This is a genomic window from Phaeocystidibacter luteus, assembly GCF_008933115.1.
In the GTDB taxonomy this organism is placed as follows: Bacteria; Bacteroidota; Bacteroidia; order Flavobacteriales; family Schleiferiaceae; genus Phaeocystidibacter; species Phaeocystidibacter luteus.
This window is the reverse complement of record NZ_WBVO01000001.1, coordinates 299,875-322,667: the sequence shown is the minus strand read 5'-3', so window position 1 is coordinate 322,667 and position 22,793 is coordinate 299,875. Positions and strand designations below refer to the sequence as shown.

Genomic DNA, 22,793 nt, shown 5'->3' with positions numbered 1-22,793 from the left:
ACACACAATTGCGATTTTCTTCCACTCTCCTGCATCATTTCTGCTACTTTTGATTCAAATTTCGAAGGTATGTCAACCCACACCCCACTAGCGGAACGCATGCGACCTAAAACGATTGAATCGTACATAGGTCAGAAACACTTAGTTGGAAACGGAGGAGCATTAGTTCCTGCTTTGGAACGAAAGGTTCTTCCTAGTATGATTCTGTGGGGACCTCCAGGGGTTGGCAAGACTACACTGGCCTTTCTGCTTGCAAGTGCGGCAGATGTAGGCTTTCACACGCTTAGCGCTGTGAGTTCGGGCGTAAAGGAAGTACGCGAAGTGATTGCCAAAGCTGAGAGTGGCGGTATGTTCCGCACAACACCACCTGTTCTGTTTATCGATGAAATCCATCGCTTCAGCAAATCGCAACAAGATGCGCTTCTGGGAGCTGTCGAAAGGGGAATCATCACGCTGATTGGCGCGACTACCGAAAACCCAAGTTTTGAGGTGATACCCGCGCTTCTCTCTCGAACACAGCTATACGTACTCAACTCATTGTCAGAAGAAGAGCTAGTAGAGATTATTCAGCAAGCGTTAGACGTTGACCCGGAATTGAAGAAGTACAACGTTCACTTGGATAGCACAAAGGCGCTTCTAAGGTACTCTGGAGGTGATGCTCGTAAACTTCTGAATCAATTGGAATGGCTTGTTCAGCGCTCTTCCGAGACTGAATTGCACATCACTGATGAGTATGTTGAGCAAACACTTCAGCAACGCGGCGCGCGCTACGACAAGGCCGGTGAACAGCACTATGACATCATTTCAGCTTTTATAAAGTCAATTAGAGGTAGTGACCCTAATGGCGCTGTGTACTGGTTGGCCAGAATGATAGAAGGCGGCGAGGATCCTAAGTTTATTGCCAGAAGGCTACTTATAAGCGCTTCGGAAGATATTGGTTTAGCTAACCCTACAGCTTTGGTGATTGCCACAAACACCTTCATGGCAGTAGAGCGTATCGGCATGCCGGAGGGACGCATACCGCTCTCACAATGCGCGATATACTTGGCGACTAGTCCGAAAAGCAACGCTTCTTACATGGCGATAAACAAAGCCATGAGCGAGGTGCGCAAGTCTGGTGACCTCCCTGTTCCACTTCATCTCAGAAACGCGCCGACAAAGATGATGAAAGACATGGGGTACGGTGCCAATTATCAGTACTCTCACGATTATGCGAACAACTTTGTAGACCAGGCCTATTTGCCTGATGACTTGGATGGTACCGCATTCTTTCAGCCAGGAAATAGTGAGCGTGAGAAATCGTTGAAATCATTCTTGGAGAACCGCTGGAAGAAGCGGTACGACTATTGAAAATGAGAAACCCTCCAAGCTTTTGAGGCTTGAAGGGTTTCTTCGATTTGTGTATATGTGTGTCGGTTAGAATCCGTCGAAGTTCTGCGGGAAACTAATGTTTGTTCCGTCACAGCTAGCGTTGAGCATCAACACGTTGTTGCAGCCATCGCTATCGAGGAAGTCTACGTTTACTGAAGCTACTTCAGCCTCACCAGATGTAAGGCTTACATCTACACTACCTTCGGTTACCAAATAAGTACAAGAACGGTCAAATACCATTGGTGATGGGAAAGATGTTGCAAAGCTGATGAGCTGGATATTGTCATCTCCGTTCGCCGTTCCGAAAATTTTGAAACGGTCATCGGCAGTGCTGTCGATTGTTTCGTAGCCCGCCTCCCACTGCATAGTGAGGTTTGCGCTGTAATCGTACTGGTTGCCGATAGAGAAGTTTGTACTGGATAGATTGATGTCCCAAGGATCTTGGCCACCGTTGTTACCATTGTTTACAAGTGAAATACTACCTGCAATCAATGAGTCGTTCACGTGATAGTTTTCCAAAGAGAGGTTGATAGAACCGTTAGCTTGGAAGTAATCACCTGAGATATATCCGCGGATAACACCACGACGAGTTTTGCCGTCGTTCGTTACCACGTTGTTTGATCCGAAATCGATTGTGATTGAATCGTTAGTGCGCGTTACAGTTGCGCCGTCAATTGTAGTAGAACCGTTTACTTGAAGGTTCTCATTACGCATTGCTTCGTCAGTACGTCCAACGACGTTCATGAAGTAAGAGGTGGTTTCTACGAACGCATCACCCATACTTAGGTCTTCTTCAGTGAGTCCACAGAGGGATAGGTCCTCACAAGCTGTAAATGATCCTAGTGCAGCTACGGCTACCATTGATCGGATTAGGAAACTTTTCGTGTAATTCATAGTCACGTTTTTAATGGTCTTTGGTCGGTTAATCGTTGTTTTCTTGGCTTTCTGAATTGTCGGAATTTTCTTGCACCGGTGGCGAAGCTACTTCAACTTCTTCAATTTCAAGGTCATATCCGCGTAAATCTTTACGATACAGTGCGATATTCATTCCAAAACGGAAGTTCGCATGGTTCAAATTCTCGCCAGTTGCGAGATAGATATCGTCCGTCATAATGTACAATTGGATAGGTCCAAGGTTTGCCGAGAACCCTACTCCAATGTTCGTATTATCCCCTTCAATTAGCGCATAGCTAGCATAGAAGCTAAACCACTTGCTCCAGTTACCTATGTAGGAAACACCGAAGTTTTGATACGTTCTTCCTCTCCATTGGTTCATTTGGTAGGTGCCCGCGAAACCGTGCTTACGGGTAATATCATATCGAACCCCAATGGTGTAGTTGCTAGGCAATGAAGTGGTAAACGTTTCGCCTGTAGTTTCTTGAAATTCCAGAGCTTCAATGATATCATTCAGCAATGAATCGCCATTGATACCGCCACCTTCTGAGCCGTAGTTATAATCGGCACCGTCCCAGGTAAACTCGCCTTTACTGCGATATGTAGTGGTGTTCGACTTCCAAGTAATCGAGCCGATATCGGTTGCTGCAGCACTAATTTCCAGGCGAGGTAGGATTTCATAACTCACCCCTAGGTCGAATGCCCAGCCTCTATTATCGCCAAAGAGTACCCCCATTGGATCTAAGCCAGCACCCGTGTTCTGGTAGTCAATGGCCGCACCTATATTCGCTTCAATATCAGTATTGAAAGTCCACTCGTCAGAGTTTAACGTCGCATCAAGATCAGATTTAGCCAAGGATGCATGCCCAACCCCCTGCAGCCACTTAAAACGACCACCTACGCGAAGCCTCCCATCCATCAATTCGTGCTGATAGCCGAGATGGTAATTGATATAAGAATTTACCTCTGTGAAGTTGTCTTTCATATTCAGGGTGCCTCCTACTTGATCTGAAGCAGATCCGTAAACGGCTAATTCGATGAAATCAATGGGGTACTCAAAATTCACATAGGTCTTTGATTGTACGCCGAGTGACCAGAATCCGTTGCCGGTTCTGAATCCCACATACATCAAATCAATACTTTGACCAATAAGGAGTCTGTCACCTTGTTGTATGTTGTCTAGGATGTAATCCACCGATTCTTGACCGTCAAGGTCTGGCCCTAGAGCAACATTTAAATCGAAAGATGGATTGTGTACGGTTGTAGCAAGAGCGGATATTCCTGGAACTCCAACTACTGCTCTGTACGGTTGGTATGCTGCTGGGTTTGCGAGCATGAAGTTTCCAACACGATCAAAGTTGTACTGTGTGATATTCGATTGAGCCACAGCTCCTGCTGCAACGATAATCGACAATGCGGAGGTGTATACTAACTTCTTCATTACAGATCGTAATTGAGTTTAGCATCTACTCCTAACTGAACCAGGATGTCGTAGTCCTCGTATAGTTTTACTGTTGTATTGCCATTGTTGGTGGTATTCAACGTAATGGTCATCACCAAGCGATCTGCTTGGAGAAGTCTATTGATCTTATCGCCAGAGAGCACTTCGTCCTCATCTGTAATCTGATATCCTGTGCTTCTTCCGTTTCCATCAACTGGGGCGGCATCGAATAAATCGAGAAGCACGCTGTCAGTAAGTACATCGTTCTGGTAGAACTGCAGTTTCATATCTGCATCGAAAGGAAACTCGTTTTCAACGTGGAACTTCAAGGTCAATTCCTCAACTGCATCCGTTTGCTCGGTAAGACCGCCGAAGTCTAGGTTCCCAATCTCTTGTTGGAAAATGAGGTTTTGCGTTCTCAAGGCAAGAGGAAGGTCGATTCGAAGACCAACCTGCATTTCACCGTCGGCAGTGATAAAGTTGTCCGTTCCGGTTTCACCTTGCGGATTCATAATTCCTGCACCACTATATAGAATGGTATTGGGAACGTTTGCAATAAAATCAACAATGTTACTCGTGGTACGGTCGATCAGAATATTGGTTGTGTCGTAATTACCAATGACAGATGGCCCTGTAATATTGATGGCTGCGAGACCAAGAGATTCAAGTTGGCCTGCGGTACTTACGCCATCCAAATCTAAATCGAGTTGAAGAGGAAGTCCAACATTTGAAGAAACAACCAGCTCAATGGTCGGATCTGCCAGGTAGAGTCCATTCAGGAAGTTTTCGAAGGCCTCAACTCCAAGTTGGAAGTTGCCAGAAGGAACGGCTACTGTACGTTGACCAAAATATCCAACTGCTCTACCTACAAGTAACTCTTCGTACGTGAGTGCTAGGTCAACAGTTTGACCCGCCGTAGCGCCACCGTTGCTGAGAATATCAATCTCAAATGAGAGGTAATTCTCGGTTAACCCATTGTTGGAAAGGTCGATATCCAACCCAGCTACGTCAACGGTTTGCGAGGAAATACCTGGCGTTGCAGTCAGGTTTATGGAAAACGTTTGTCCCGAAATATCCGCGTTGTTGATCGTTACAGATAGATCAACTGAATTGGCTGTTGGGTTATCAACCTCAAGCTTTAGGGATCCTTCTCGAATTCTCAACTGCTTGAACTTCGCACCGCCAATGGTGCCTAGTGAAGTGCTGACATTAAGAGAAGGAACGTCTAGAGGAACGGTTGTTTCTAATGGGTCCTGACCAGGAATGGCGGCGAAATCGTCAATCGCGAACCCGAAAACACTGTCGCTTTCATAAATGAGTCGCAACCCGCCATCAGGGTCGATTGTGAATAAGGTGTCTTCTGCTAAGACATCCTGAAGGCTAACGCGAGAGTTAACCAGCGGAATCCCCCATTCCCCACGGTAGGTGTAATTTGTAAACTTATCGGTATCAATTTCAGGCATACACGATAAGAGCACCGCCGCGGAAAGTAAGGTAGTTAGGTAGGTCGTTACTTTCATGAGACATGGTTAGTGGTGTCCACGAAAATAAGTAAAAACTGAAAGAAAATACTTACAAATTCAAGATTGTCAGTTCCGTTCTGCGGTTTTTAGCACGCCCCTCCTCGGTAGAGTTGTCGGCAATTGGACGCGAATCGCCGTATCCACGGGACTCCAAACGCCCCTCGTCTATACCATTAGCTATCAGGTAGTCAACTATAGATTGTGCGCGTTGCTTGCTCAATTCTTTATTATATGCTGCTCCTCCGATGTTATCGGTGTGTCCGTCAATCGACAATTTAACACTTGGATTCTCATTCAAGAACTGAACGAGTTTCTCTAGTTCTGTGGTGGAATTATCCGTGAGCTCGTATGAGTCGTATTCGTAGAAGATATTGCTCAACACCGCAGCGTCGCCCACCTTCAACTTTCTCAATTGAACCAATAATGACTCGGCTGTTGCTTCGGTTTGATCTTCGAGAGAGAAGTTTTCAGAATAAAACATGTATCCCTTTCCATTCACATTCAAGGCATAAGAAGAATGGCTTGGAAGACTTACTTGAAACTGTCCTCGTCGGTTCGAAACATCGGAAAGTATGACTTCGCCGGTCGATAAATCCACGAATTCAAGCTTAGCTTGCACGGGGCGATTCGTTTCATCGTCTACCACTACTCCACTAATCCAAGCTACCGGGGTGGCTCTAACCTCCTCTGGAAGTTCGAACATATAGAGGTGTTGTCGATCTTCCATTCTCCCTCTATCGGACGAATAGAACGCCGTTTTACCGTCTGGCGCAACAACTAATGCTATCTCTCCTTTGTATGTATTGATGGGATATCCGAGATTCTTCACATCTCCCCAGGTTCCATCTGGTTGGAGGGTTGCCATGAACAAATCGCTTTGTCCCATGCCTAGGTGCCCCTCGCTCGCAAAGTACATGGTTCTCCCATCGAAGTGAATGAAAGGAGACTCTTCCTTCGCTGGAGTATTGACCTCGCCTTCAACCTTCTTAGCCTCTGTCCAGCCCTCTTCCGTGAAATTTGAATAGTAAATATCCATCGTCCCTCCACGGCTATTGCTACCGCGGACGAAGAAGAGCGTTTTTCCGTCAGGTGAAAGTGCCGGTTGCGATTCCCAGTACCTGGTATTAATAGCTTCGCCGAGGTTTCTTCCTTCGCTATATGTACCGTCTTCTTCTCTAAAACTTATGTAGATATCGCATGATCCAAAGCCACCTTCGCGGTCACAGCCCGTGTAGAAGATGTATTCTCCATCCGCTGACAAGCACATGGCGCCTTCGTTTCCGCGTGTGTTTAGTCTTCCTGGAAGCGGTTGGGCTTCCGACCAATTTCCCAAACTATCCCTCTGAGTGAAGTAAAAGTCTTCGTCAGACGGCATTTCATTGAGGTTCCGTGCCGTAAACATGAGCGTATTTCCATCTGCTGTAATCGCAGGGAAATACTGCATATGCAGCTTATTCACATGTTCACCCATGTATTGCGGGTCGAACTCAACCGGATTTCTCACCCTTTCTGCTGCCCATGCAGCTCTATCGCGTAGACCATTAGCTTGTGAAACGTAGCGGGGGTTTGCTTGAGGTGAATTGATATATGCGGTTAGAACGCTGTCGGCCACAGCATACTGACCGTATTCTAGGGTTGCACTACCCCATCTAAATAGAACAGCAGCATTGCCACTGTTGGCGTAGGCCTTTTTATAGGATTGAATCGCTTTATCGCCCTCCCGAAGCATCATATGTAAATCAGCCTTTAATAACCAAGCTTCGGCATATTCGGGAGAAGATCTGAGGGCACTTTCTAGATCATCCATCGCTTCTTGGTAATCTCTGTTTCTGATACTCTGCTGAGCATCCGTAAAATAGTTTCTTGCACGTCGCGACTGCGCCTGAACCGTGCACTGGCAAAGAATAAGAAGGGATAGAGATAAGAGTATGCGCATCTGAAAATTGCTGATTCAAATTAAAGCGGACACCGAAGATAGGCTCATTATTTCTGATTGTTGATAATGAACGCTTGTAAAACGGTTTCCTTCGATATGAATTGCTATTTTTGTGCCTTTGTTCTCATAAGTATATGGACGATACAGCTTTCGAGCAGGTAAAACAGGTTTTCACCGACTATCTAGAGGCGAACGGTCAACGTAAAACGCCTGAGCGTTACGCCATATTAAAGGAGATCTACGCGAGCGATGATCACTTTGATATTGAATCGCTGTACATTTCAATGAAGAACAAGAATTACCGTGTGAGTAGAGCTACGCTTTACAATACTATTGAACTCCTTCTTCAGTGTGGTTTGGTGCGTAAGCATCAGTTTGGGCAAAACCAGGCACACTACGAGAAGTCGTATTTCAACCGTCAGCATGATCACGTTATCTGCACCGACACAGGAGAAGTAATCGAGTTCTGCGATCCACGCATTCAACAAATCAAGGCAACTATTGAAGAGGTTTTCGGAGTTGAGGTAGATGGGCATTCCCTCTATTTCTTTGCGCGCAAAAACGCGTCGAAACCCGAAGATGTCAATTCAAACCCCACCGAATAAGTTCCACGCTTTATGGCAGTAGATATCCTCTTAGGTCTCCAATGGGGAGATGAGGGAAAAGGAAAAATTGTTGACGTTCTCACTCGTCAGTACGACATCATCGCTCGTTTCCAAGGCGGCCCAAATGCTGGCCACACACTTGAGTTCGACGGTATCAAACACGTTCTTCACACCATCCCTTCCGGGATTTTCCACCCAGAAGCGATGAATATCGTAGGTAACGGCGTTGTTATCGACCCTGTGATTTTCAAGAGAGAAATGGACGATCTCAAGAAGTTCGAAGGCGACTTCACTCAGAAGCTGCTCATTTCAAGAAAAGCACACCTTATCCTTCCCTCTCATCGCATGCTCGATGCTGCCTCTGAAGCTGCAAAGGGCAAGAAGAAAATCGGAAGTACACTCAAGGGTATCGGGCCGACGTACATGGATAAAACAGGTAGAAACGGTTTGCGCGTAGGCGATATCGAGCTGCCAGACTTCAAAGAGCGCTATGACAACCTAGTTGCGAAGCACAAGGACTTAATCGCACTCTATGATTACGAGTGTGATCTTGATAGCATGGAAGCTGAGTGGTTTGAAGCGGTTGATTTCCTCCGTTCACTCAAGCTTGTAGACAGCGAGCCATACGTGCACGATGCCATGCGTGCCAACAAGAAGATCTTGGCCGAAGGAGCGCAAGGAACGTTACTAGACATCGACTTTGGAACGTATCCGTTTGTAACCTCTTCAAATACAACTGCCGCAGGTGCATGTACCGGTCTTGGTGTTGCACCTAACCAAATTGGCGAAGTATTCGGGATTTTCAAGGCATACTGCACACGTGTTGGTAGCGGCCCATTCCCTACCGAACTTGAAGATGCCACTGGCGAAGAGCTTCGTGCAAAGGGCCACGAGTTTGGCGCTACCACTGGTCGTCCACGTCGTTGTGGATGGCTCGACCTCCCAGCATTGAAGTACGCGATTGACATCAACGGTGTCACTCAACTCTTTATGATGAAGGCTGACGTGCTCAGCGGATTCGAGACCATCAAAGTATGTACGAAGTACAAATACCGCGGCGAAGAGGTTGAGCATTTGCCTTACAAAATCGAAGATCATCTTGTTGAAGCGATTTACGAAGAACTTCCTGGCTGGAGTGAAGATTTGACTTCTGTACGCACAGAAGACGAAATGCCGGAGAACTTGCGTTCATACATCCGTTACATCGAGGAAAAAACAGGAGTTCCTGTTAAAGTTGTTTCGGTTGGACCAGATAGAACGCAGACTATTCATCGATAAATCTTTCGTGAAACTCACGTACACATTCTTCTTTCTGTTTTTGTCGACCTTCATTTTTGGGCAGGCAAAACAGATTGAGATTCTCAATACCCGAACTTTAAAGAAGTCACGTGGCCAAACCAAAGAGTTTGTCCGTTTGATTGGTGATGTTCGAATGTCGCATGAAGGGGCGTTGATGTTCTGCGATTCCGCGCATTTCTTCCCGAAGTCGAATTCCATCATAGCGTATCAGAACGTACACATCAACCAGGGTGACACACTTCATTTGTATGGAGATAAGCTGAATTACAACGGCAACACGAAGCAAATCGACATTCGAGGAAATGTACGCCTCAGAGACCCAGATTTAGAACTGACAGCTCCTTCGCTGCAATTTGACAGAAACACGAATCTGGGCTATTACACAAATGGGGCGAACATTATTGGTCCGTCTCAAAAGCTCTGGAGCCAGCGTGGCCTTTATAATAGTAACAACGACATGCTTCAATTCAAGGATAGTGTCGTTTTAGTAACCGACAACTACACGGTTCGCTCGGATACTATGTTGTATCATTCTGAATCTGAACAAACCTGGTTTTACGGTCGAACTGTAATCTCAGGAAAGAACGGCGACATCTACTGTAAGAAAGGCTATTTCAATGCCCTGAGAGAAACGAGTTGGTTTGTGGATAGCGTTTTCATCTACAACGAATCGCAACTCATTCGAGGGGATTCCATTTTCTATGATCAAAAGAGAGAATTTGGAAAAGTATACGACAACGTACTTCTCAGGGATACTGCGGAAGGTTACGAAGTTACCGGCGCCTTCGCGCATTACAAGGAATCTAGTAGCTATGCATTCGTTACTGGAAATCCTATCTACAGTCTGAATGTTGATGGCGATACGTTGCACTTGAACGGTGACACCCTTCTCACCTATCGGAACAATGACACAGCGGAACGGTTTTTGAAAGTTTACTACAACGTGAAAATTTTCAAATCAGACTTCCAAGGCCGATGTGACTCTCTATTCTATTCAGAGATAGACTCGACATTCCATTTGTATGAGTCCCCTATTCTATGGACTGGCACCAACCAGATGACCTCAGACAATATGGATCTGAAGTTGCGCAATGGCAACATGGATAGCTTATTCATGACCGGAAACGCTTTCTTGATGTCTGAAACCGAAGAAGTTCTATACGATCAGATCAAGGGAAAGAACATGTATGGGAAGTTCGTTGAGAATGAGCTACAGCGCATATTTGTTTCCGGAAATGGTCAGACCGTGTACAATGCCTACGACGAAAATGAAGTACTGCTAGGAATCAACCGAGCAGATTGCAGTGATTTGGAAATTCGCGTTCAAGATAACAAGATTGACCGCATCATTTTCCTTGTAAAGCCTGATGCTACGCTCTATCCGGTGGAAGATATTCCTGAAGGAGAAAAGCGACTTAAAGGTTTTAGACCAAGGTATGATGAGCGACCAACTCGAAGCGACATCTTCCAATGAAAAAACTACTCCTAACTCTCGCCATCCTCTTTTCATTTGCTGGCACGGCTAAGCCAGACTTCATCTATGTTACCTCTCTAACACAGTGGGAAGAAGTTTTAGCACTCGCCGAGGCTAACCGCAAGATGATTTATGTCTATTACACTAGTTCCGACGACTGTGAGCCTTGCGACTTTATGGAGAGTTCAACCTTGGGGAGAGACGTAGTTGAAGACTACTTGAATGAGAATTACTTGAGCATTTACATCCGAGAGGGAACTTCATTTGCCAGGAGCTTTGCGGCTGGCTTTGATATTGGGAGTGTGCCTTCTTCCCTTTGGATGACGGGATCTGAATTCGTTTGGAAAATGGAAGCTGGCGTCATGGAGCATGAGAAATTTATGCGTGCATGTGACAAAGTTGGGTTTCTTACGCAGAACTACGGATCTATCATGCCGTATGCCATGCGCGGTGGTGACACCCTTTCCGTGGAAGAATGGTTCGATCTCTTTTATATCGCTGGTGCGAACCAACCTCAATATGAAACGAGATTAGTGAGTGCATTTCGCAACTCTTTGAACCTTGATTCCTTGAAATCGGATCGATACTGGCCGTACATCATGACGTACGTGAGCGACCTCACCTCTCCCCTCTATCAATACATCAAAATTGATTGGGAACAAACGCTTGGCGAAGAGTTCCCATGGCAAGCGTACTATGATAGACTTTACAATTTCAATTTAGAGATCGCCGTAAGCACGATGGATAGTAGCATGGTTGAAAACATGGAGCTACAACTTCTGCCAACCGTTGTTCGCGATTCTGCTGATCCGGAGAACTTGCTCGCCTACAATAAACTCTTGCTTTGGCAAGACTATTACCTGGGCCTCAACGATTTTGAGAACTACATTCGGGTCACCGATGAGCAGATCATCAAATTGGAGCCAACGGACGAGCAAATGGTTGAAATCATCCGAACGCACACTTCACTTTCCAGATCTGATTACTCCTTAGACAAGGCAACGGAGTGGTTAAATGCGTGCATCAAGATGAAGCCGAGCGTTCAGTTGTACATCATGAAAGCCGATGTGCTCATCGTTCGAAATAAAAGGACTGAGGCACTGCAAACCCTAGGTGATGCACAGGAGATGAGTCCGACGGAAGAAGAGCAAGAACTCATCGACTTGCTCTTGTATGTGATTCATTCGACCTACTAAACGTGCTTGTCTAGTATCTCTTTGAGATTAGGCTTGAAATAGTTTGGCCCCTTCATCACCTTACCATCCTCGCGGTAGATCGGCTGTCCATCTTCACCAAGCTTGGACATATTGCTTCTTTGGATTTCGTCGAAAACTTCTTCGATTACGTTTTGCATACCATGACTGAGAATGGTACCACACAGGATGTAGAGCATGTCGCCTAAAGCATCTGCGATTTCCACGATATCGTTGTTCTGAGCGGCTTCTAAGTATTCTTCATTCTCTTCTCTCATCAATTTATAGCGCAGCAAATACTGATCAGTAGGGATTTCACCCACAGGCGCTTCGTTTTGAGGAATCTTGTAGGTTTCGTGAAAATGGTGGACTGCAGAAAGCTGTTTTTTCATAAAAGTTTGAAATAGGCTGATCTTTATCAGCAATTGGATGTTCTTGGCAATGTACCTTTGAACCCAAGGTAATAAGAGATGGAAAATATCACTACAGGACATTGGATTTTTGCAGCCATTTTCGCGGTTGCTTTTGTTTTCTTTTTGATTTGGTCGTACCGCAAGGACTCGAAAACGCACGACAAGTTCGGGATCGGGGGAAGTCGCGTACTTCTAGGAATCCTCATGGTGCTCATCCTAATCTTCATATTTAAAAGGGTCTTCTTCTAATGGCACTCTTTGTTTCTGCAACCGATGCGTTGCAACACGTTAAGCCAGAACAAAACATATACATCCACACTGCAGCCGCTGCCCCTCAGGCTCTGGTTCATGCATTAGCCGAACGGGGTAGTCAGCTTTACGGTAATAAGATCTATCACCTTCACACGGATGGCGACGCTCCTTATGCCGAACCGGAGTTTGCAGGTATTTTCGATGTGTATTGCCTCTTTATCGGCGCCAATGTTCGCAAGGCCATTTGGAATGGCCGAGCACAGTTCGTTCCGTCCTTTTTGAGTGAGGTTCCGGGAATGTTCAGGAAGGGAATCATACCATTGGATGTAGCCTTGATTCAGGTGTCGCCTCCAGATGCGCACGGATTCTGTTCATTGGGAGTGTCAATTGATGCCACCAACGCGGCTTGGAGAATGTCGAAGCTTGTCATTGCCCAGATTAATCCCAAAATGCCCAGATCTCACGGAGATGGCCTCATTCACCTGAATGACATTGACTATGCGGTAGAACACGAGCAAGACCTTCCAGAGCATGCTCCAGGCGTAATATCAGCAGAAGAAGCGCTCATAGGCGAGAACATCGCTGGAATGATTGAGAATGGCTCTACGCTGCAAATGGGCATTGGGTCAATCCCCAACGCCGTTTTAGCCAAATTGGGCAACCATAAAGATTTGGGAATCCATACCGAGATGTTCAGCGATGGTATAATACCACTTGTTGAGTCTGGCGTTATCAACAACAGCCAAAAGCGCATTCATCCGGGCAAAATTGTGAGTGGTTTCGCTTTCGGAACTCGGAAATTATACGACTTCATTCACGATAACCCGATGGTGAATATGTTGGACATCGCATACGTCAACGATGTATCCGTGATTCGTAAGAATCCAAGAGTAGTTGCAATTAACAGTGCCATTGAAGTGGATGTAACGGGTCAAGTTTGCGCCGACAGTATTGGCACTCGATTCTACTCTGGCGTGGGCGGACAAATGGATTTCATACGAGGCGCATCACTTTCCGAAGGTGGTAAGCCGATCATCGCCCTGGGAAGTCAAACCAATAAAGGCTTGTCGAAGATTGTGCCTCAACTCAAGCCTGGCGCGGGCGTTGTGACCACACGTGCCCACGTGCATTATGTTGTTACCGAATACGGCGTGGCAGATTTGTATGGTAAATCTATTCGCGAACGAGTGGATGCGATGATTAAAATTGCGCACCCTGAGCATCGCGAGCAACTCGAAAGAGAAGCCTATGAGCTCTATCACGCCTAGATTTTGTGCAAACACACCATCTGCTTACCTTTGCTTTAAATATTGAATTTTATGAGCCGTCGTCAGAACCTTATTCTCGTAGCCGTTCTACTTCTAGCCGCTGCTTTTACTCGCTTGATTCCACACCTAGGCAACTTTACTGCCGTATTCGCTGTAGCACTGCTCGGTGGAGCTTGGCTCAAGCGTGCTGAACTTGCCATTCTAGTTCCACTTGTGGCTGTTTTTGCAAGCGATGTTGTGCTAAACAACACGGTTCACGCTGCATATAACGACGGATTCACACTGTTCTACCCAGGCATGGGATTCACCTATGGATCTTACATCGCAATCGCAATCTTAGGTCGTTATGGGATGAAAAGTGCTAAACTCAACAAAATTGGAAGCTTTATCGGTTACGGTGTAGGTTCAGCTTTTCTCTTCTTCTTGGTTACAAACTTCGGAGCTTGGATGGGTAATCCTGCACTTTATACCCAAGACTTTACTGGCTTGATGACGTCATACGCCGCAGGTATTCCATTCTTGAAGGGCTCAATCTTAGGAACGTTGGCATACGGAACCATTATGATTGCTGCCAAAGAAGCAATTACAGCACGTATTACTTCAGCACAAACAGCGTAAATGCTTAGCTATTGGGAGAAATCAACCGTAGCATCGCATTGCGACATTATGATAATAGGAGGAGGTCTAACAGGCCTCCTTTCTGCTTTTCATGCTTCTCGTAAATTTCCAAAAAGACGAATACGCATCATAGAGCGTGGTCCGTTCCCTTTTGGAGCATCCACAAGAAATGCGGGTTTTGCTTGCTTTGGGTCACCCTCCGAAATCTACGAAGACCTTCAGGTTGATGGCGAAGAACTCACCCTGCAAAGAGTCGAACAACGTTATCGAGGACTGCAATTCTACCTTCAGAATTTCGCTCCAAAAAGCTTTGACTTTAGAATGACTGGCGGATGGGAAATCTTTCAAAGTTCAGAGACAGAAGTCTTTGATAATCTGAATGATAAGCTCGAATACCTCAATCACATTCTCAACCCAATAGTTGGCGACTCTACCTATCAAACGGATTCAAGCACCTCGCGATTTGGAATGGACGTACTCCCCCATTCCTTCTTGAATAAGCACGAAGGGCAACTCCACCCTGCCAAGCTTTGTATTCTGATAGAAAAAGCGCTCAGAGAGCGCGGCGTAGAGTTCATAAATGGTATTGAAATTACAGCTATCGAAACGGTTCCTCATGTTGTGGCAATCGATACATCTGGCGTTAAATGGACTGCAGAAGCATGTATCGTTGCAACGAATGGTCTGACCAAGCAATTATTACCGGAAGAGAACATCTACCCGGCGCGAGGCCAAGTTCTAATGACGAGTGAAATACCCAACTTGAAGCTGGAAGGCACCTTCCATCTCGATCGCGGGTATTGGTATTTCAGAAATGTTGGAAAACGAGTTCTACTCGGGGGTGGCCGTCACCTCGATGTAATGGGAGAACGAACATCAGACCGTGTGACTAGCGAGAAGATTCAGAGTGAACTGGAGCATATACTTCGGTCTACCCTCCTACCAGATTCCTCTTTTGATATAGATTACAGATGGGCCGGAACAATGGCCTTTGGTGCCGAAAATGAGAAAACGCCCCGTATAGAGGCGCTTTCTGATAATCTTATCCTAGCTGCCAGGCTAGGCGGAATGGGCGTCGCCATGGCTCCAATAGTAGCCGAAATGGCGATAGAAAAGCTTAGTTGAACTCGAAGTTACCAGGAATAATCCCCACGTTCAAGGTGTCGAGCATAGCTCCGGAAACAACATCCATTCTATACACCTTACCCTGGCTTGCATAGTCTACTGGATCGGCGATGTAGAGGTCTAGATTACGTGGATCCAACCCAATGGCGTAACCGTTTGCTCCAGTAACCATCGGAGTAGATGGTAATTCAGTGGCCGTGTAGCTCATTCGGTATGGATTTCCACCATAGCCATTGTCCAAGAAGTACATCTCCTGCTGAACAGGACCTGTGCATAGTCCGGTTGGACGTGGAGCATCGCCAAATTGGAAGGTGTCTTGCACTGCGCCAGTAGTTGCATTCAAGCGGTACAGTGAACCAGGAAGGTTGTTAGATGGGTCACCCCAATCTGTATATCCTCCGCAGAGTACCCAAAGCGCTCCGTTGGCGTCGATAATCATAGAATTCGGATTGTAACCCACATAGAAGGTGTCTACCGCCGCATTTGAGGTGATGTCTATCAGCACTACAGTGGAATCAAGGCCGAAACCGCCACTGTTGGCAACGTATAGTGTATTGCCATTGAGCAACATTCTTTCGGGTCCGTTTCCAGTGCTAATGCTCGCAACGCCTGAGGAGTTCGAAGCATTAATAATCTCCACCGTATTAGTTCCCCAATCTGTAATTGCTACAATGTCCTCTGAAATGCCTTGCGCATAACGAGGGTTGGTCAAGCCAGTGATGGTCATTTCATGTTCCATCTCATCAGCTTCTACCACTTCTACTACACCACTGTTATTTACAACGATGTACAAGTATTCATCGAATACGTGAACGCTGTGTACAACGTTTCCAAGAGGTCTACCTACTTCACTTAGAAACAAATCGTTTGTTACACTCTTGTCTGACAAATCATACCAACTCAAGGTGCCATTTCCTCCTTGGAATGGGCCTTCATTACTGATGAACACCCCGTTGTTGTACTTATCGTCTGAACCAGAATCATCGTCGTCATCGTCGTCATTTGAACAAGACAACAACATTGGACTTAGCCCGATAAGGAGCCATAGTTTAATTCTCATTTGATTGAAATTGAATGGTTAAAGAAAATGTGCCTTGGATTCCAGGCATGGGATAAAATCTTTGAAAGTATACTTCACTATTGGTCACATTGCGGCAACCAACACGAGCTATAGCTGAGAATTTCTTGTATTCGAATCGTTTGCCGATTCCTGCATCTACATTGACAAAAGGATCTATGGCCAATACTTCTTGATTATCCGAAGTGGTGTGAACCTCTCCGTAGTATTGCGCGTCTGCATAGAAACTCCACGACGCGAAATTCAGCTTTAGTCCTGACGTAGCCTTGTGCTGAGGGGTGTAGATCAGCTGGTTTCCTATTGCCGGGTCACCGGTCCGTTCACTTTCTAACACGGTGGCTCGTGTAAAACTGTAATTACTAGTGAAGCTCATCGTAACCGCTTGTATGGGTAGGGACAATTCAAATCCCGCAGAAGCTCCATTGCTAGCCACTCGACGAACATTTTGGGGTTCAAAAAATCCTCCTGTAGGCACCCATTGAATGTAATTATCGATCTGTGCGGTGAAGGCAGAAGCCTTTAATTCAAGTTGGGTACGATTGTAGTTTAATCGTTTTGCCAGCAATAACTCCGTTGTTCGACCGAACTCTGGCTTCAAATTCGGATTGCCTCCCGGCGTCCAGAATAGATCATTCAATGTTGGGAACCTGAAGTGGCTCCTGTAGTCTACTTGCGCAGACCAGCCGTATTTGCTCCATTTAGCCTCAACTGTTGGAATAAAAGGCGTGGTCGTATTTTGATGATCGACACGTCCGCCTCCACTGAATGTCCAGTCTTTGTGCGGGTTGTAAACGAGTATTGCTGCACCTCCAATTCTGTTAATATTACTAGGATTCTTGCTTGTACCTTTCACATATTGATAGGCGTAATCCAGGCTAGAAATCAACTTTAACTCGTCAGAAAAGTACCAAGTGAAATCCGTTTGTGCATAGGAAGCCACGGCGATATTGGTATCAGAGATTACGGTTGACGTGTACCGTTGGTCTTCGTAGTACCCGCTAAGTCTAACTTTCAGGTCCCAACGATCTCCACGCTGGTTCCATTTGATAAAGGCACGGGCATTCTCATCTGTTTGCCGAGCCCCTTCCGTGTATGACTCGCTTATGCTTCTAGGAATACCTCGATCCATATCAGAAACCCAAACACCCCATGAAACAAGGCCCCCGCTGTAAGTATACTGACCATAATACTCGGCATGTAGAAGAGATTGATCTGCTCCCAGTCGACTTCTTTCCACTCCGTATAAGTCGGTATACAAATAGTCCTGCGGGCCCCTAGTATTGGATATCACGGCTCGGTGTCGAAACTTCTCACCTTTATGACTTGCGGTGAAACGTTGATTATACAAGCCTGAGGTTCTGTAATCGAAGTGTTCTTCTATCCTCCAACCCATGGGAACGCTAGGGTTCTCGAGATGTATGCCACCTCCCATGTATCCAGAGCCGAATAGTGTTCCTCCTGCTCCACCGTCTAGAAGAACAGCGGAAGAAGAAGGTATGGTCGATAAATCCGTGAGCCCGAGGGCTGGTGAATTTAAGGGCACTCCGTACCAATATACCATGGATTGTGAGGGACTAAATCCATGTCGACTTACCGTTGAAGCCAGGCCTGGCCCATAAGAACGTACGTAAATAGACGACTCGGAACGAATAGACTCACTGAGGTTGACGTCGGCATATGGACGAATTTCCAATGAATCGACGCGCATATCCTCGTTAAAGAGGGCGTGTTGTAGCCTAGAAGAAATAATGGTAACTGTCTCTAGCTCATTTTGAGCTAACAGCGATGTTGTGCAGAGCAATGCACACGAGATGATATGTAACTTGCGATTACCTTTCATACCACTACTCTTTCTTCCCGAAGAGACATGTGTCCTATGGTTCTCGGCAGGTCTTCTGACTCATCCTTTTGAAAACGCCTTCCCGGAATATCCAGTGGCTAGAGCTGTTTTCAAGAATTTACGGATTTACAGCTGCGGGTACAGTTTCGGATTCTCACCGAATTCCCTTTTCATCCCGAATAGTCGGGACACCGTGAACGCTGCGAAGGTATAACTAAATTCCCGGTTCAGGGAAATGTTTTTAAGGCTTCGTTGTAGGCGGTTTCGAATGCTAGGCCGTTTACGCCGGTTTCAATCTTATTCTGCGCGGCGTAATTCAGAAGCTTTTCGGTAGGCATGTTGCCCACGAGGTCATCGGCGGCCATTGGGCATCCTCCAAAACCTTTGATTGCTCCATCAAACCTTCTACAACCAGCCTTCCACGCGGTGTCTACTTTTTCATGCCATGTGTCGGGTGTGGTATGTAAATGTGCGCCAAAGGTCACTTTAGGAAAACGCGGAATCAAGGCACTGAACAAATACTCAATGCTATCTGGATTTGAGGTTCCAATCGTGTCACTCAAAGAAAGGACTTCTACTCCTTCTGAAACCATCTTCTCAGCCCATTCCTCAACGATATCCACATTCCATGGCTCGTTGTAAGGATTTCCAAACCCCATGCTGAGATAGACAACCAGGCGCTTGTCATGCTTTCTAGTCAGTTCACCGATTTCTTTCACAATGTCGAATGCTTCCGACATCGATCGGTTTGTGTTGCGTTGCTGAAACGTTTCAGAAAGTGAAAAAGGAAAGCCCAAATCGTCGATTTGCTCATTTGCACAGGCCAACTCTGCTCCTCTCACGTTCGCAACGATGCTGAGAAGTCTAGTGTCTACGCCATCTAAATCGAGCTTGTCGAGCACCTCTTGTGTATCTCTGAGTTGAGGAATCGCTTTTGGAGAAACGAAAGAACCGAAGTCTAAGGTGTTAAATCCAACCTTGAGCAGACTATTGATGTAGTCAACCTTGCGCTGAGTGGGGATAAACGGATGTATGCCTTGCATGGCATCACGCGGACATTCAACGATGTCCATGTGCGAATCGTGCGATTTTTTCATGGGTAAGCCTTGAGCCTTTGGCCGCACGAAGATACCAAATCGCCAATCGAATTAAAAGCGTTGTTACTTCACCAAGCCTTTGAGAATTCGCTTTACCATGGCCGGACCTTCGTAGATGAATCCTGTATATACTTGTACCAAACTAGCACCGGCTTCGAGCTTTTCCTTCGCGTCTTCCGCAGTGTAAACTCCGCCTACCGCGATAATAGGAAATGCGCCTTTTGACAATTCACTGAGTCGACGAATTACAGCTGTACTCTTCTCTCTCACGGGCTTGCCGCTCAGTCCTCCTGCTCCGATCGACTCTACAATTTCAGAAGACGTTGTAAGGCCCGAACGATCTATGGTCGTATTGGTTGCAATTACGCCGTCGATGCCAGAGTCTTTCACAATTTCCACGATGTCTACCAATTGGCCATCAGTGACATCGGGTGCGATTTTTAATAGAATTGGCTTGCGTGCAGCCTTCTTGGCATTTCGCTGTTCTAGCGTGTTTAGCAGTTGAGTGAGTGGCTCTTTGTCTTGAAGTTCGCGGAGGTTAGGTGTGTTGGGAGAACTTACGTTTACCACAAAGTAATCTACGTAGTCAAAAAGTGCCTCAAAGCACTTCACGTAATCGTCGGTTGCATTTTCGTTTGGCGTGACCTTATTCTTACCGATGTTTCCGCCAATGACCAATCCGGGTTGTCTCTTCTTAAGTCGGGCCACGGCCGCCTCTACTCCTTCGTTGTTAAAGCCCATACGGTTGATGAGGCCTCCGTCCTGTGGTAATCGGAACATTCTCGGCTTGGGATTTCCGGGCTGTCCAACCGGCGTGAGTGTTCCTATCTCAATAAAGCCGAAACCGTACTTTGAAAGCGGCCCAAACAACTTGGCATCCTTGTCAAACCCAGCGGCTAGTCCGACAGGATTAGGAAATTTTATACCGAAAACCTCCGTCTCCAACTTCGGATTAGAATACTTGAAGCTAGATCCAACAATTGCGTTTACCCCAGGAATTGCGTGCAAAAACTTCAACGAATTAAAGGTGAAGTGGTGCGCACTTTCAGGATTGAGAGAAAATAAAAGGGGACGAATGATGGACTTGTACATGTCGGCTAATTTGAGCGCAAAAATACATCACTCAACACCGGCGAGCAAGGTTATTTATAGGCCTTTGCTCTATCAATATCGCGCTTCATTTGCTTCTCCTTGAGCGTATCGCGCTTATCGTGTGTTTTCTTACCCTTAGCCAAGGCGATATCGAGTTTTGCCCAACCTCTATCGCTTAAATACATGCGCAAGGTGACTATTGTAAGTCCCTGATCTTTCAGCTTTTTGGAGAGTTTGTCTAACTCTCTTCTTGAAAGAAGAAGCTTGCGGTCGCGCAGTGGGTCATGATTGAAAATGTTCCCGTGGTCGTACTCCGCGATGTGCATGCCTTTTACGTAAAGCTCACCCTCACTGAAATAGCAATAGCTATCCACCAGATTGGCTTTACCCTGTCGGATCGATTTGATTTCGGTTCCGACGAGTTTTAAACCAGCTGTGTAGGTTTCAAGAAGCTCGTAATCGTGTCGAGCCTTTCTATTCTTAATGAGGACATCATTTTTCATGCGGACGCAAAGGTAGTCAATGGTTATTCCTTATCCGAGAGCATAGGAACAAACCTGAAATCACCGTGTACGGCACGTGAGAATGACTTCTCGTCCTTGCGCGTAATGCAATACATCCTTTGCACCTCTCCTACTTCACCTACTGGAATTACCAGTCTGCCACCTACTTTCAATTGAGCGAGTAACGCATTGGGCACATTTGGAGCTGCGGCGGTGACAACAATTGCATCAAAAGGTGCGTAAGTTGGCATTCCTTTATACCCATCGCCAAACTTAAGTGTAGGCCGGTAGCCCAACTGTTGAAGCAGCTCTCGAGTATGATCGAAGAGCTCTTTCTGCCTTTCAATACTGTAAACTTTCACTCCCATTTCGCAAAGTACGGCGGCCTGATACCCTGAGCCTGTGCCGATTTCAAGAACCTTATCACCTTCGCCAACACCTAACAAATCCGACTGGAAGGCAACGGTATACGGTTGAGAGATGGTTTGATTGGCACGAATTGGAAATGCTTGATCCTTGTACGCAAACTGCTCAAATGAACTGTCTACATACAAATGACGTGGCACTTTGCCGACTGCCTCCAGCACTGCTTCATTCTCAATCCCTTTCTCTTTCAGGATTGAAACCAGTTGGTTGCGGAGACCTTGATGTTTGGGAGTATCTTTTCTCATGGTAGTTTCGCAGGCACGAAATTAACAAACAGCCGTTCAAATCACATTCAGAATTTCTGCCATTCGCTCTGCCAATTTGCCTTACCTTTGGCAGCAAACACCTCGAATTATGCCCTTGAAGATAGGCGTCCTCGGTGCAGGACATCTTGGAAAGATTCACATCAAATGTATCGGATTATTACCCGAAACCTACGAGATGGTTGGTTTCTATGATCCGAATGACGAGGCAGCTGCCGCTGTGGAAGCTACCGGCCTGAAGCGCTTTCCCACTATCGAGGATCTTGTTGATGCAGTGGATGTAGTTGATATCGTCACTCCCACTCTATCCCATTTCGATTGTGCAGTTAAGGCCATTCGAAAATCTCGACACGTATTCGTTGAGAAACCGATTACCCATACGTTGGAAGAAGCTCGACAGCTTATTAAGCTTTCAGAAGAGGCCGGAATCAAGGCCCAGGTGGGACATGTTGAACGGTATAACCCAGCCTTTGTGGCGGCCAGACCGTTTATACAATCACCAATGTTCATAGAAAATCACCGTTTGGCGGAGTTCAATCCTAGAGGCACTGACGTGTCCGTAGTGATGGATTTGATGATTCACGACATCGATAGCGTGCTATCTGTGGTGAAGTCTAATGTCCGCAGAATTTCAGCGAGCGGTGCTGCAGTGGTAAGTGACACCCCAGATATTGCAAACGCGCGTATTGAATTCGACAATGGCTGCGTAGCCAATTTGACTGCCTCTCGCATCAGCATGAAAACCATGCGCAAAACGAGAATGTTCCAAAAGGACGCCTACATTACGGTAGACTACTTCGAGAAAACGGCTGAGATTGTCCGAATGAAGACCTTCGACGAAAGCGAAGAGAATCCGTACGCCATGGTGCTCGACCTGCCTGATGGCGGCAAGAAGCAGATATACTTCGAGAATCCAAAGATTTCCGAAAGCAATGCGATAAAGGACGAGTTGAAGTCACTTGCTGATTCTATCCTTCAAAAACGACCTACAGAAGTTCCGCTAGAGGACGGCTATAGAGCATTGGAAGTTGCTCATCAGATTTCTGAGCAATTAGAGAATGCACTAAACGTTATCAGCTAAG

At 46.2% G+C, this 22,793-nt stretch carries 20 protein-coding genes and 1 riboswitch; of the genes, 9 read left to right on the top strand and 11 right to left on the bottom strand.

Annotation, left to right across the window (positions count from 1 at the left end; genetic code table 11):
- Positions 1 to 69 precede the first annotated feature (69 nt).
- On the top strand, positions 70 to 1,350 hold the full coding sequence (locus F8C67_RS01345; protein ID WP_151665987.1) for a replication-associated recombination protein A: 1,281 nt from the start codon (positions 70 to 72) through the stop codon (positions 1,348 to 1,350).
- Positions 1,351 to 1,416: 66 nt separating this feature from the next.
- Here the strand turns inward: F8C67_RS01345 and F8C67_RS01340 are convergent, their stop codons facing one another.
- Genes F8C67_RS01340 through F8C67_RS01325 form a run of 4 tightly spaced genes read right to left on the bottom strand, consistent with a single transcriptional unit; the run spans position 1,417 to position 7,165 of the window.
- Positions 1,417 to 2,265, bottom strand: a complete 849-nt coding sequence (locus F8C67_RS01340) for a hypothetical protein (protein ID WP_151665986.1) — start codon at positions 2,263 to 2,265, stop codon at positions 1,417 to 1,419.
- A gap of 28 nt (positions 2,266 to 2,293) precedes the next feature.
- Positions 2,294 to 3,706 carry a DUF5723 family protein gene (locus tag F8C67_RS01335; RefSeq protein ID WP_151665985.1) on the bottom strand — a complete coding sequence of 471 codons (1,413 nt, stop codon included), beginning with the start codon at positions 3,704 to 3,706 and terminating at the stop codon, positions 2,294 to 2,296.
- Entirely contained in the window at positions 3,706 to 5,226 is a 1,521-nt protein-coding gene (locus tag F8C67_RS01330) for a hypothetical protein (protein WP_151665984.1), read from the bottom strand. Before F8C67_RS01330 ends, F8C67_RS01335 begins: the two co-directional genes overlap by 1 nt.
- A gap of 52 nt (positions 5,227 to 5,278) precedes the next feature.
- The gene (locus F8C67_RS01325) at positions 5,279 to 7,165 is read right to left on the bottom strand and encodes an OmpA family protein (RefSeq protein WP_151665983.1); all 1,887 of its coding nucleotides are present in this window, start codon (positions 7,163 to 7,165) and stop codon (positions 5,279 to 5,281) included.
- A gap of 134 nt (positions 7,166 to 7,299) precedes the next feature.
- Here F8C67_RS01325 and F8C67_RS01320 point away from each other — a divergent pair, with 134 nt between their 5' ends.
- Genes F8C67_RS01320 through F8C67_RS01305 form a run of 4 tightly spaced genes read left to right on the top strand, consistent with a single transcriptional unit; the run spans position 7,300 to position 11,739 of the window.
- Positions 7,300 to 7,770: a Fur family transcriptional regulator gene (locus F8C67_RS01320; RefSeq protein ID WP_151665982.1), complete on the top strand. Its 471-nt coding sequence runs from the start codon at positions 7,300 to 7,302 to the stop codon at positions 7,768 to 7,770.
- Positions 7,771 to 7,782: 12 nt separating this feature from the next.
- On the top strand, positions 7,783 to 9,048 hold the full coding sequence (locus F8C67_RS01315) for an adenylosuccinate synthase (RefSeq protein ID WP_151665981.1): 1,266 nt from the start codon (positions 7,783 to 7,785) through the stop codon (positions 9,046 to 9,048).
- Positions 9,014 to 10,543: an OstA-like protein gene (locus F8C67_RS01310; RefSeq protein ID WP_170266309.1), complete on the top strand. Its 1,530-nt coding sequence runs from the start codon at positions 9,014 to 9,016 to the stop codon at positions 10,541 to 10,543. Before F8C67_RS01315 ends, F8C67_RS01310 begins: the two co-directional genes overlap by 35 nt.
- Positions 10,540 to 11,739 (top strand): hypothetical protein, encoded by a 1,200-nt coding sequence (locus F8C67_RS01305; protein WP_151665979.1) that lies wholly within the window; start codon positions 10,540 to 10,542, stop codon positions 11,737 to 11,739. Before F8C67_RS01310 ends, F8C67_RS01305 begins: the two co-directional genes overlap by 4 nt.
- Here the strand turns inward: F8C67_RS01305 and F8C67_RS01300 are convergent.
- Positions 11,736 to 12,128: a pyrophosphohydrolase domain-containing protein gene (locus F8C67_RS01300; RefSeq protein WP_151665978.1), complete on the bottom strand. Its 393-nt coding sequence runs from the start codon at positions 12,126 to 12,128 to the stop codon at positions 11,736 to 11,738. The two genes, F8C67_RS01305 and F8C67_RS01300, sit on opposite strands and share 4 nt — an antisense overlap.
- Before the next feature lie 269 nt (positions 12,129 to 12,397).
- Between F8C67_RS01300 and F8C67_RS01290 the strand changes: the two genes are divergently transcribed.
- The 3 genes from F8C67_RS01290 to F8C67_RS01280 are packed head-to-tail and all read left to right on the top strand — an operon-like array spanning position 12,398 to position 15,412.
- Positions 12,398 to 13,669 (top strand): acetyl-CoA hydrolase/transferase family protein, encoded by a 1,272-nt coding sequence (locus F8C67_RS01290; RefSeq protein ID WP_151665976.1) that lies wholly within the window; start codon positions 12,398 to 12,400, stop codon positions 13,667 to 13,669.
- A 51-nt stretch (positions 13,670 to 13,720) separates the two neighbouring features.
- Positions 13,721 to 14,287, top strand: coding sequence for a DUF6580 family putative transport protein (locus F8C67_RS01285; protein ID WP_151665975.1), 567 nt, complete (start codon positions 13,721 to 13,723; stop codon positions 14,285 to 14,287).
- Complete coding sequence (locus F8C67_RS01280) at positions 14,288 to 15,412, top strand: NAD(P)/FAD-dependent oxidoreductase (RefSeq protein ID WP_151665974.1); 1,125 nt, start codon at positions 14,288 to 14,290, stop codon at positions 15,410 to 15,412. It begins immediately after the preceding gene.
- Here F8C67_RS01280 and F8C67_RS01275 read toward each other — a convergent pair.
- The 6 genes from F8C67_RS01275 to F8C67_RS01250 all read right to left on the bottom strand — a co-directional run bounded on the left by F8C67_RS01275 (position 15,405) and on the right by F8C67_RS01250 (position 21,693).
- The gene (locus tag F8C67_RS01275) at positions 15,405 to 16,472 is read right to left on the bottom strand and encodes a DUF5074 domain-containing protein (RefSeq protein ID WP_151665973.1); all 1,068 of its coding nucleotides are present in this window, start codon (positions 16,470 to 16,472) and stop codon (positions 15,405 to 15,407) included. The genes F8C67_RS01280 and F8C67_RS01275 overlap by 8 nt on opposite strands.
- Positions 16,462 to 18,330 (bottom strand): TonB-dependent receptor, encoded by a 1,869-nt coding sequence (locus F8C67_RS01270; RefSeq protein WP_151665972.1) that lies wholly within the window; start codon positions 18,328 to 18,330, stop codon positions 16,462 to 16,464. The genes F8C67_RS01275 and F8C67_RS01270 overlap by 11 nt, the downstream gene beginning before the upstream one ends.
- A 28-nt stretch (positions 18,331 to 18,358) precedes the next feature.
- Positions 18,359 to 18,541: riboswitch (cobalamin riboswitch) on the bottom strand.
- A gap of 16 nt (positions 18,542 to 18,557) precedes the next feature.
- Positions 18,558 to 19,427, bottom strand: a complete 870-nt coding sequence (locus F8C67_RS01265; protein WP_151665971.1) for a hydroxymethylglutaryl-CoA lyase — start codon at positions 19,425 to 19,427, stop codon at positions 18,558 to 18,560.
- Between the two features lie 63 nt (positions 19,428 to 19,490).
- Positions 19,491 to 20,519 (bottom strand): quinone-dependent dihydroorotate dehydrogenase, encoded by a 1,029-nt coding sequence (locus F8C67_RS01260; protein ID WP_151665970.1) that lies wholly within the window; start codon positions 20,517 to 20,519, stop codon positions 19,491 to 19,493.
- Between the two features lie 50 nt (positions 20,520 to 20,569).
- Entirely contained in the window at positions 20,570 to 21,022 is a 453-nt protein-coding gene (gene smpB, locus F8C67_RS01255; RefSeq protein WP_151665969.1) for an SsrA-binding protein SmpB, read from the bottom strand.
- 23 nt (positions 21,023 to 21,045) lie between these two features.
- Entirely contained in the window at positions 21,046 to 21,693 is a 648-nt protein-coding gene (locus F8C67_RS01250) for a protein-L-isoaspartate(D-aspartate) O-methyltransferase (RefSeq protein ID WP_151665968.1), read from the bottom strand.
- A gap of 109 nt (positions 21,694 to 21,802) precedes the next feature.
- Here F8C67_RS01250 and F8C67_RS01245 point away from each other — a divergent pair, with 109 nt between their 5' ends.
- Complete coding sequence (locus F8C67_RS01245) at positions 21,803 to 22,792, top strand: Gfo/Idh/MocA family protein (RefSeq protein WP_151665967.1); 990 nt, start codon at positions 21,803 to 21,805, stop codon at positions 22,790 to 22,792.
- Position 22,793 lies beyond the last annotated feature (1 nt).

Excerpts from the sequence above, each read along its gene's own strand:
- F8C67_RS01345 (WP_151665987.1), top strand. The coding sequence starts at position 70 with ATGTCAACCCACACCCCACTAGCGGAACGCATGCGACCTAAAACGATT.
- F8C67_RS01340 (WP_151665986.1), bottom strand. The coding sequence starts at position 2,265 with ATGAATTACACGAAAAGTTTCCTAATCCGATCAATGGTAGCCGTAGCT.
- F8C67_RS01335 (WP_151665985.1), bottom strand. The coding sequence starts at position 3,706 with ATGAAGAAGTTAGTATACACCTCCGCATTGTCGATTATCGTTGCAGCA.
- F8C67_RS01330 (WP_151665984.1), bottom strand. The coding sequence starts at position 5,226 with ATGAAAGTAACGACCTACCTAACTACCTTACTTTCCGCGGCGGTGCTC.
- F8C67_RS01325 (WP_151665983.1), bottom strand. The coding sequence starts at position 7,165 with ATGCGCATACTCTTATCTCTATCCCTTCTTATTCTTTGCCAGTGCACG.
- F8C67_RS01320 (WP_151665982.1), top strand. The coding sequence starts at position 7,300 with ATGGACGATACAGCTTTCGAGCAGGTAAAACAGGTTTTCACCGACTAT.
- F8C67_RS01315 (WP_151665981.1), top strand. The coding sequence starts at position 7,783 with ATGGCAGTAGATATCCTCTTAGGTCTCCAATGGGGAGATGAGGGAAAA.
- F8C67_RS01305 (WP_151665979.1), top strand. The coding sequence starts at position 10,540 with ATGAAAAAACTACTCCTAACTCTCGCCATCCTCTTTTCATTTGCTGGC.
- F8C67_RS01300 (WP_151665978.1), bottom strand. The coding sequence starts at position 12,128 with ATGAAAAAACAGCTTTCTGCAGTCCACCATTTTCACGAAACCTACAAG.
- F8C67_RS01290 (WP_151665976.1), top strand. The coding sequence starts at position 12,398 with ATGGCACTCTTTGTTTCTGCAACCGATGCGTTGCAACACGTTAAGCCA.
- F8C67_RS01285 (WP_151665975.1), top strand. The coding sequence starts at position 13,721 with ATGAGCCGTCGTCAGAACCTTATTCTCGTAGCCGTTCTACTTCTAGCC.
- F8C67_RS01280 (WP_151665974.1), top strand. The coding sequence starts at position 14,288 with ATGCTTAGCTATTGGGAGAAATCAACCGTAGCATCGCATTGCGACATT.
- F8C67_RS01275 (WP_151665973.1), bottom strand. The coding sequence starts at position 16,472 with ATGAGAATTAAACTATGGCTCCTTATCGGGCTAAGTCCAATGTTGTTG.
- F8C67_RS01270 (WP_151665972.1), bottom strand. The coding sequence starts at position 18,330 with ATGAAAGGTAATCGCAAGTTACATATCATCTCGTGTGCATTGCTCTGC.
- F8C67_RS01265 (WP_151665971.1), bottom strand. The coding sequence starts at position 19,427 with ATGAAAAAATCGCACGATTCGCACATGGACATCGTTGAATGTCCGCGT.
- F8C67_RS01260 (WP_151665970.1), bottom strand. The coding sequence starts at position 20,519 with ATGTACAAGTCCATCATTCGTCCCCTTTTATTTTCTCTCAATCCTGAA.
- smpB (WP_151665969.1), bottom strand. The coding sequence starts at position 21,022 with ATGAAAAATGATGTCCTCATTAAGAATAGAAAGGCTCGACACGATTAC.
- F8C67_RS01250 (WP_151665968.1), bottom strand. The coding sequence starts at position 21,693 with ATGAGAAAAGATACTCCCAAACATCAAGGTCTCCGCAACCAACTGGTT.
- F8C67_RS01245 (WP_151665967.1), top strand. The coding sequence starts at position 21,803 with ATGCCCTTGAAGATAGGCGTCCTCGGTGCAGGACATCTTGGAAAGATT.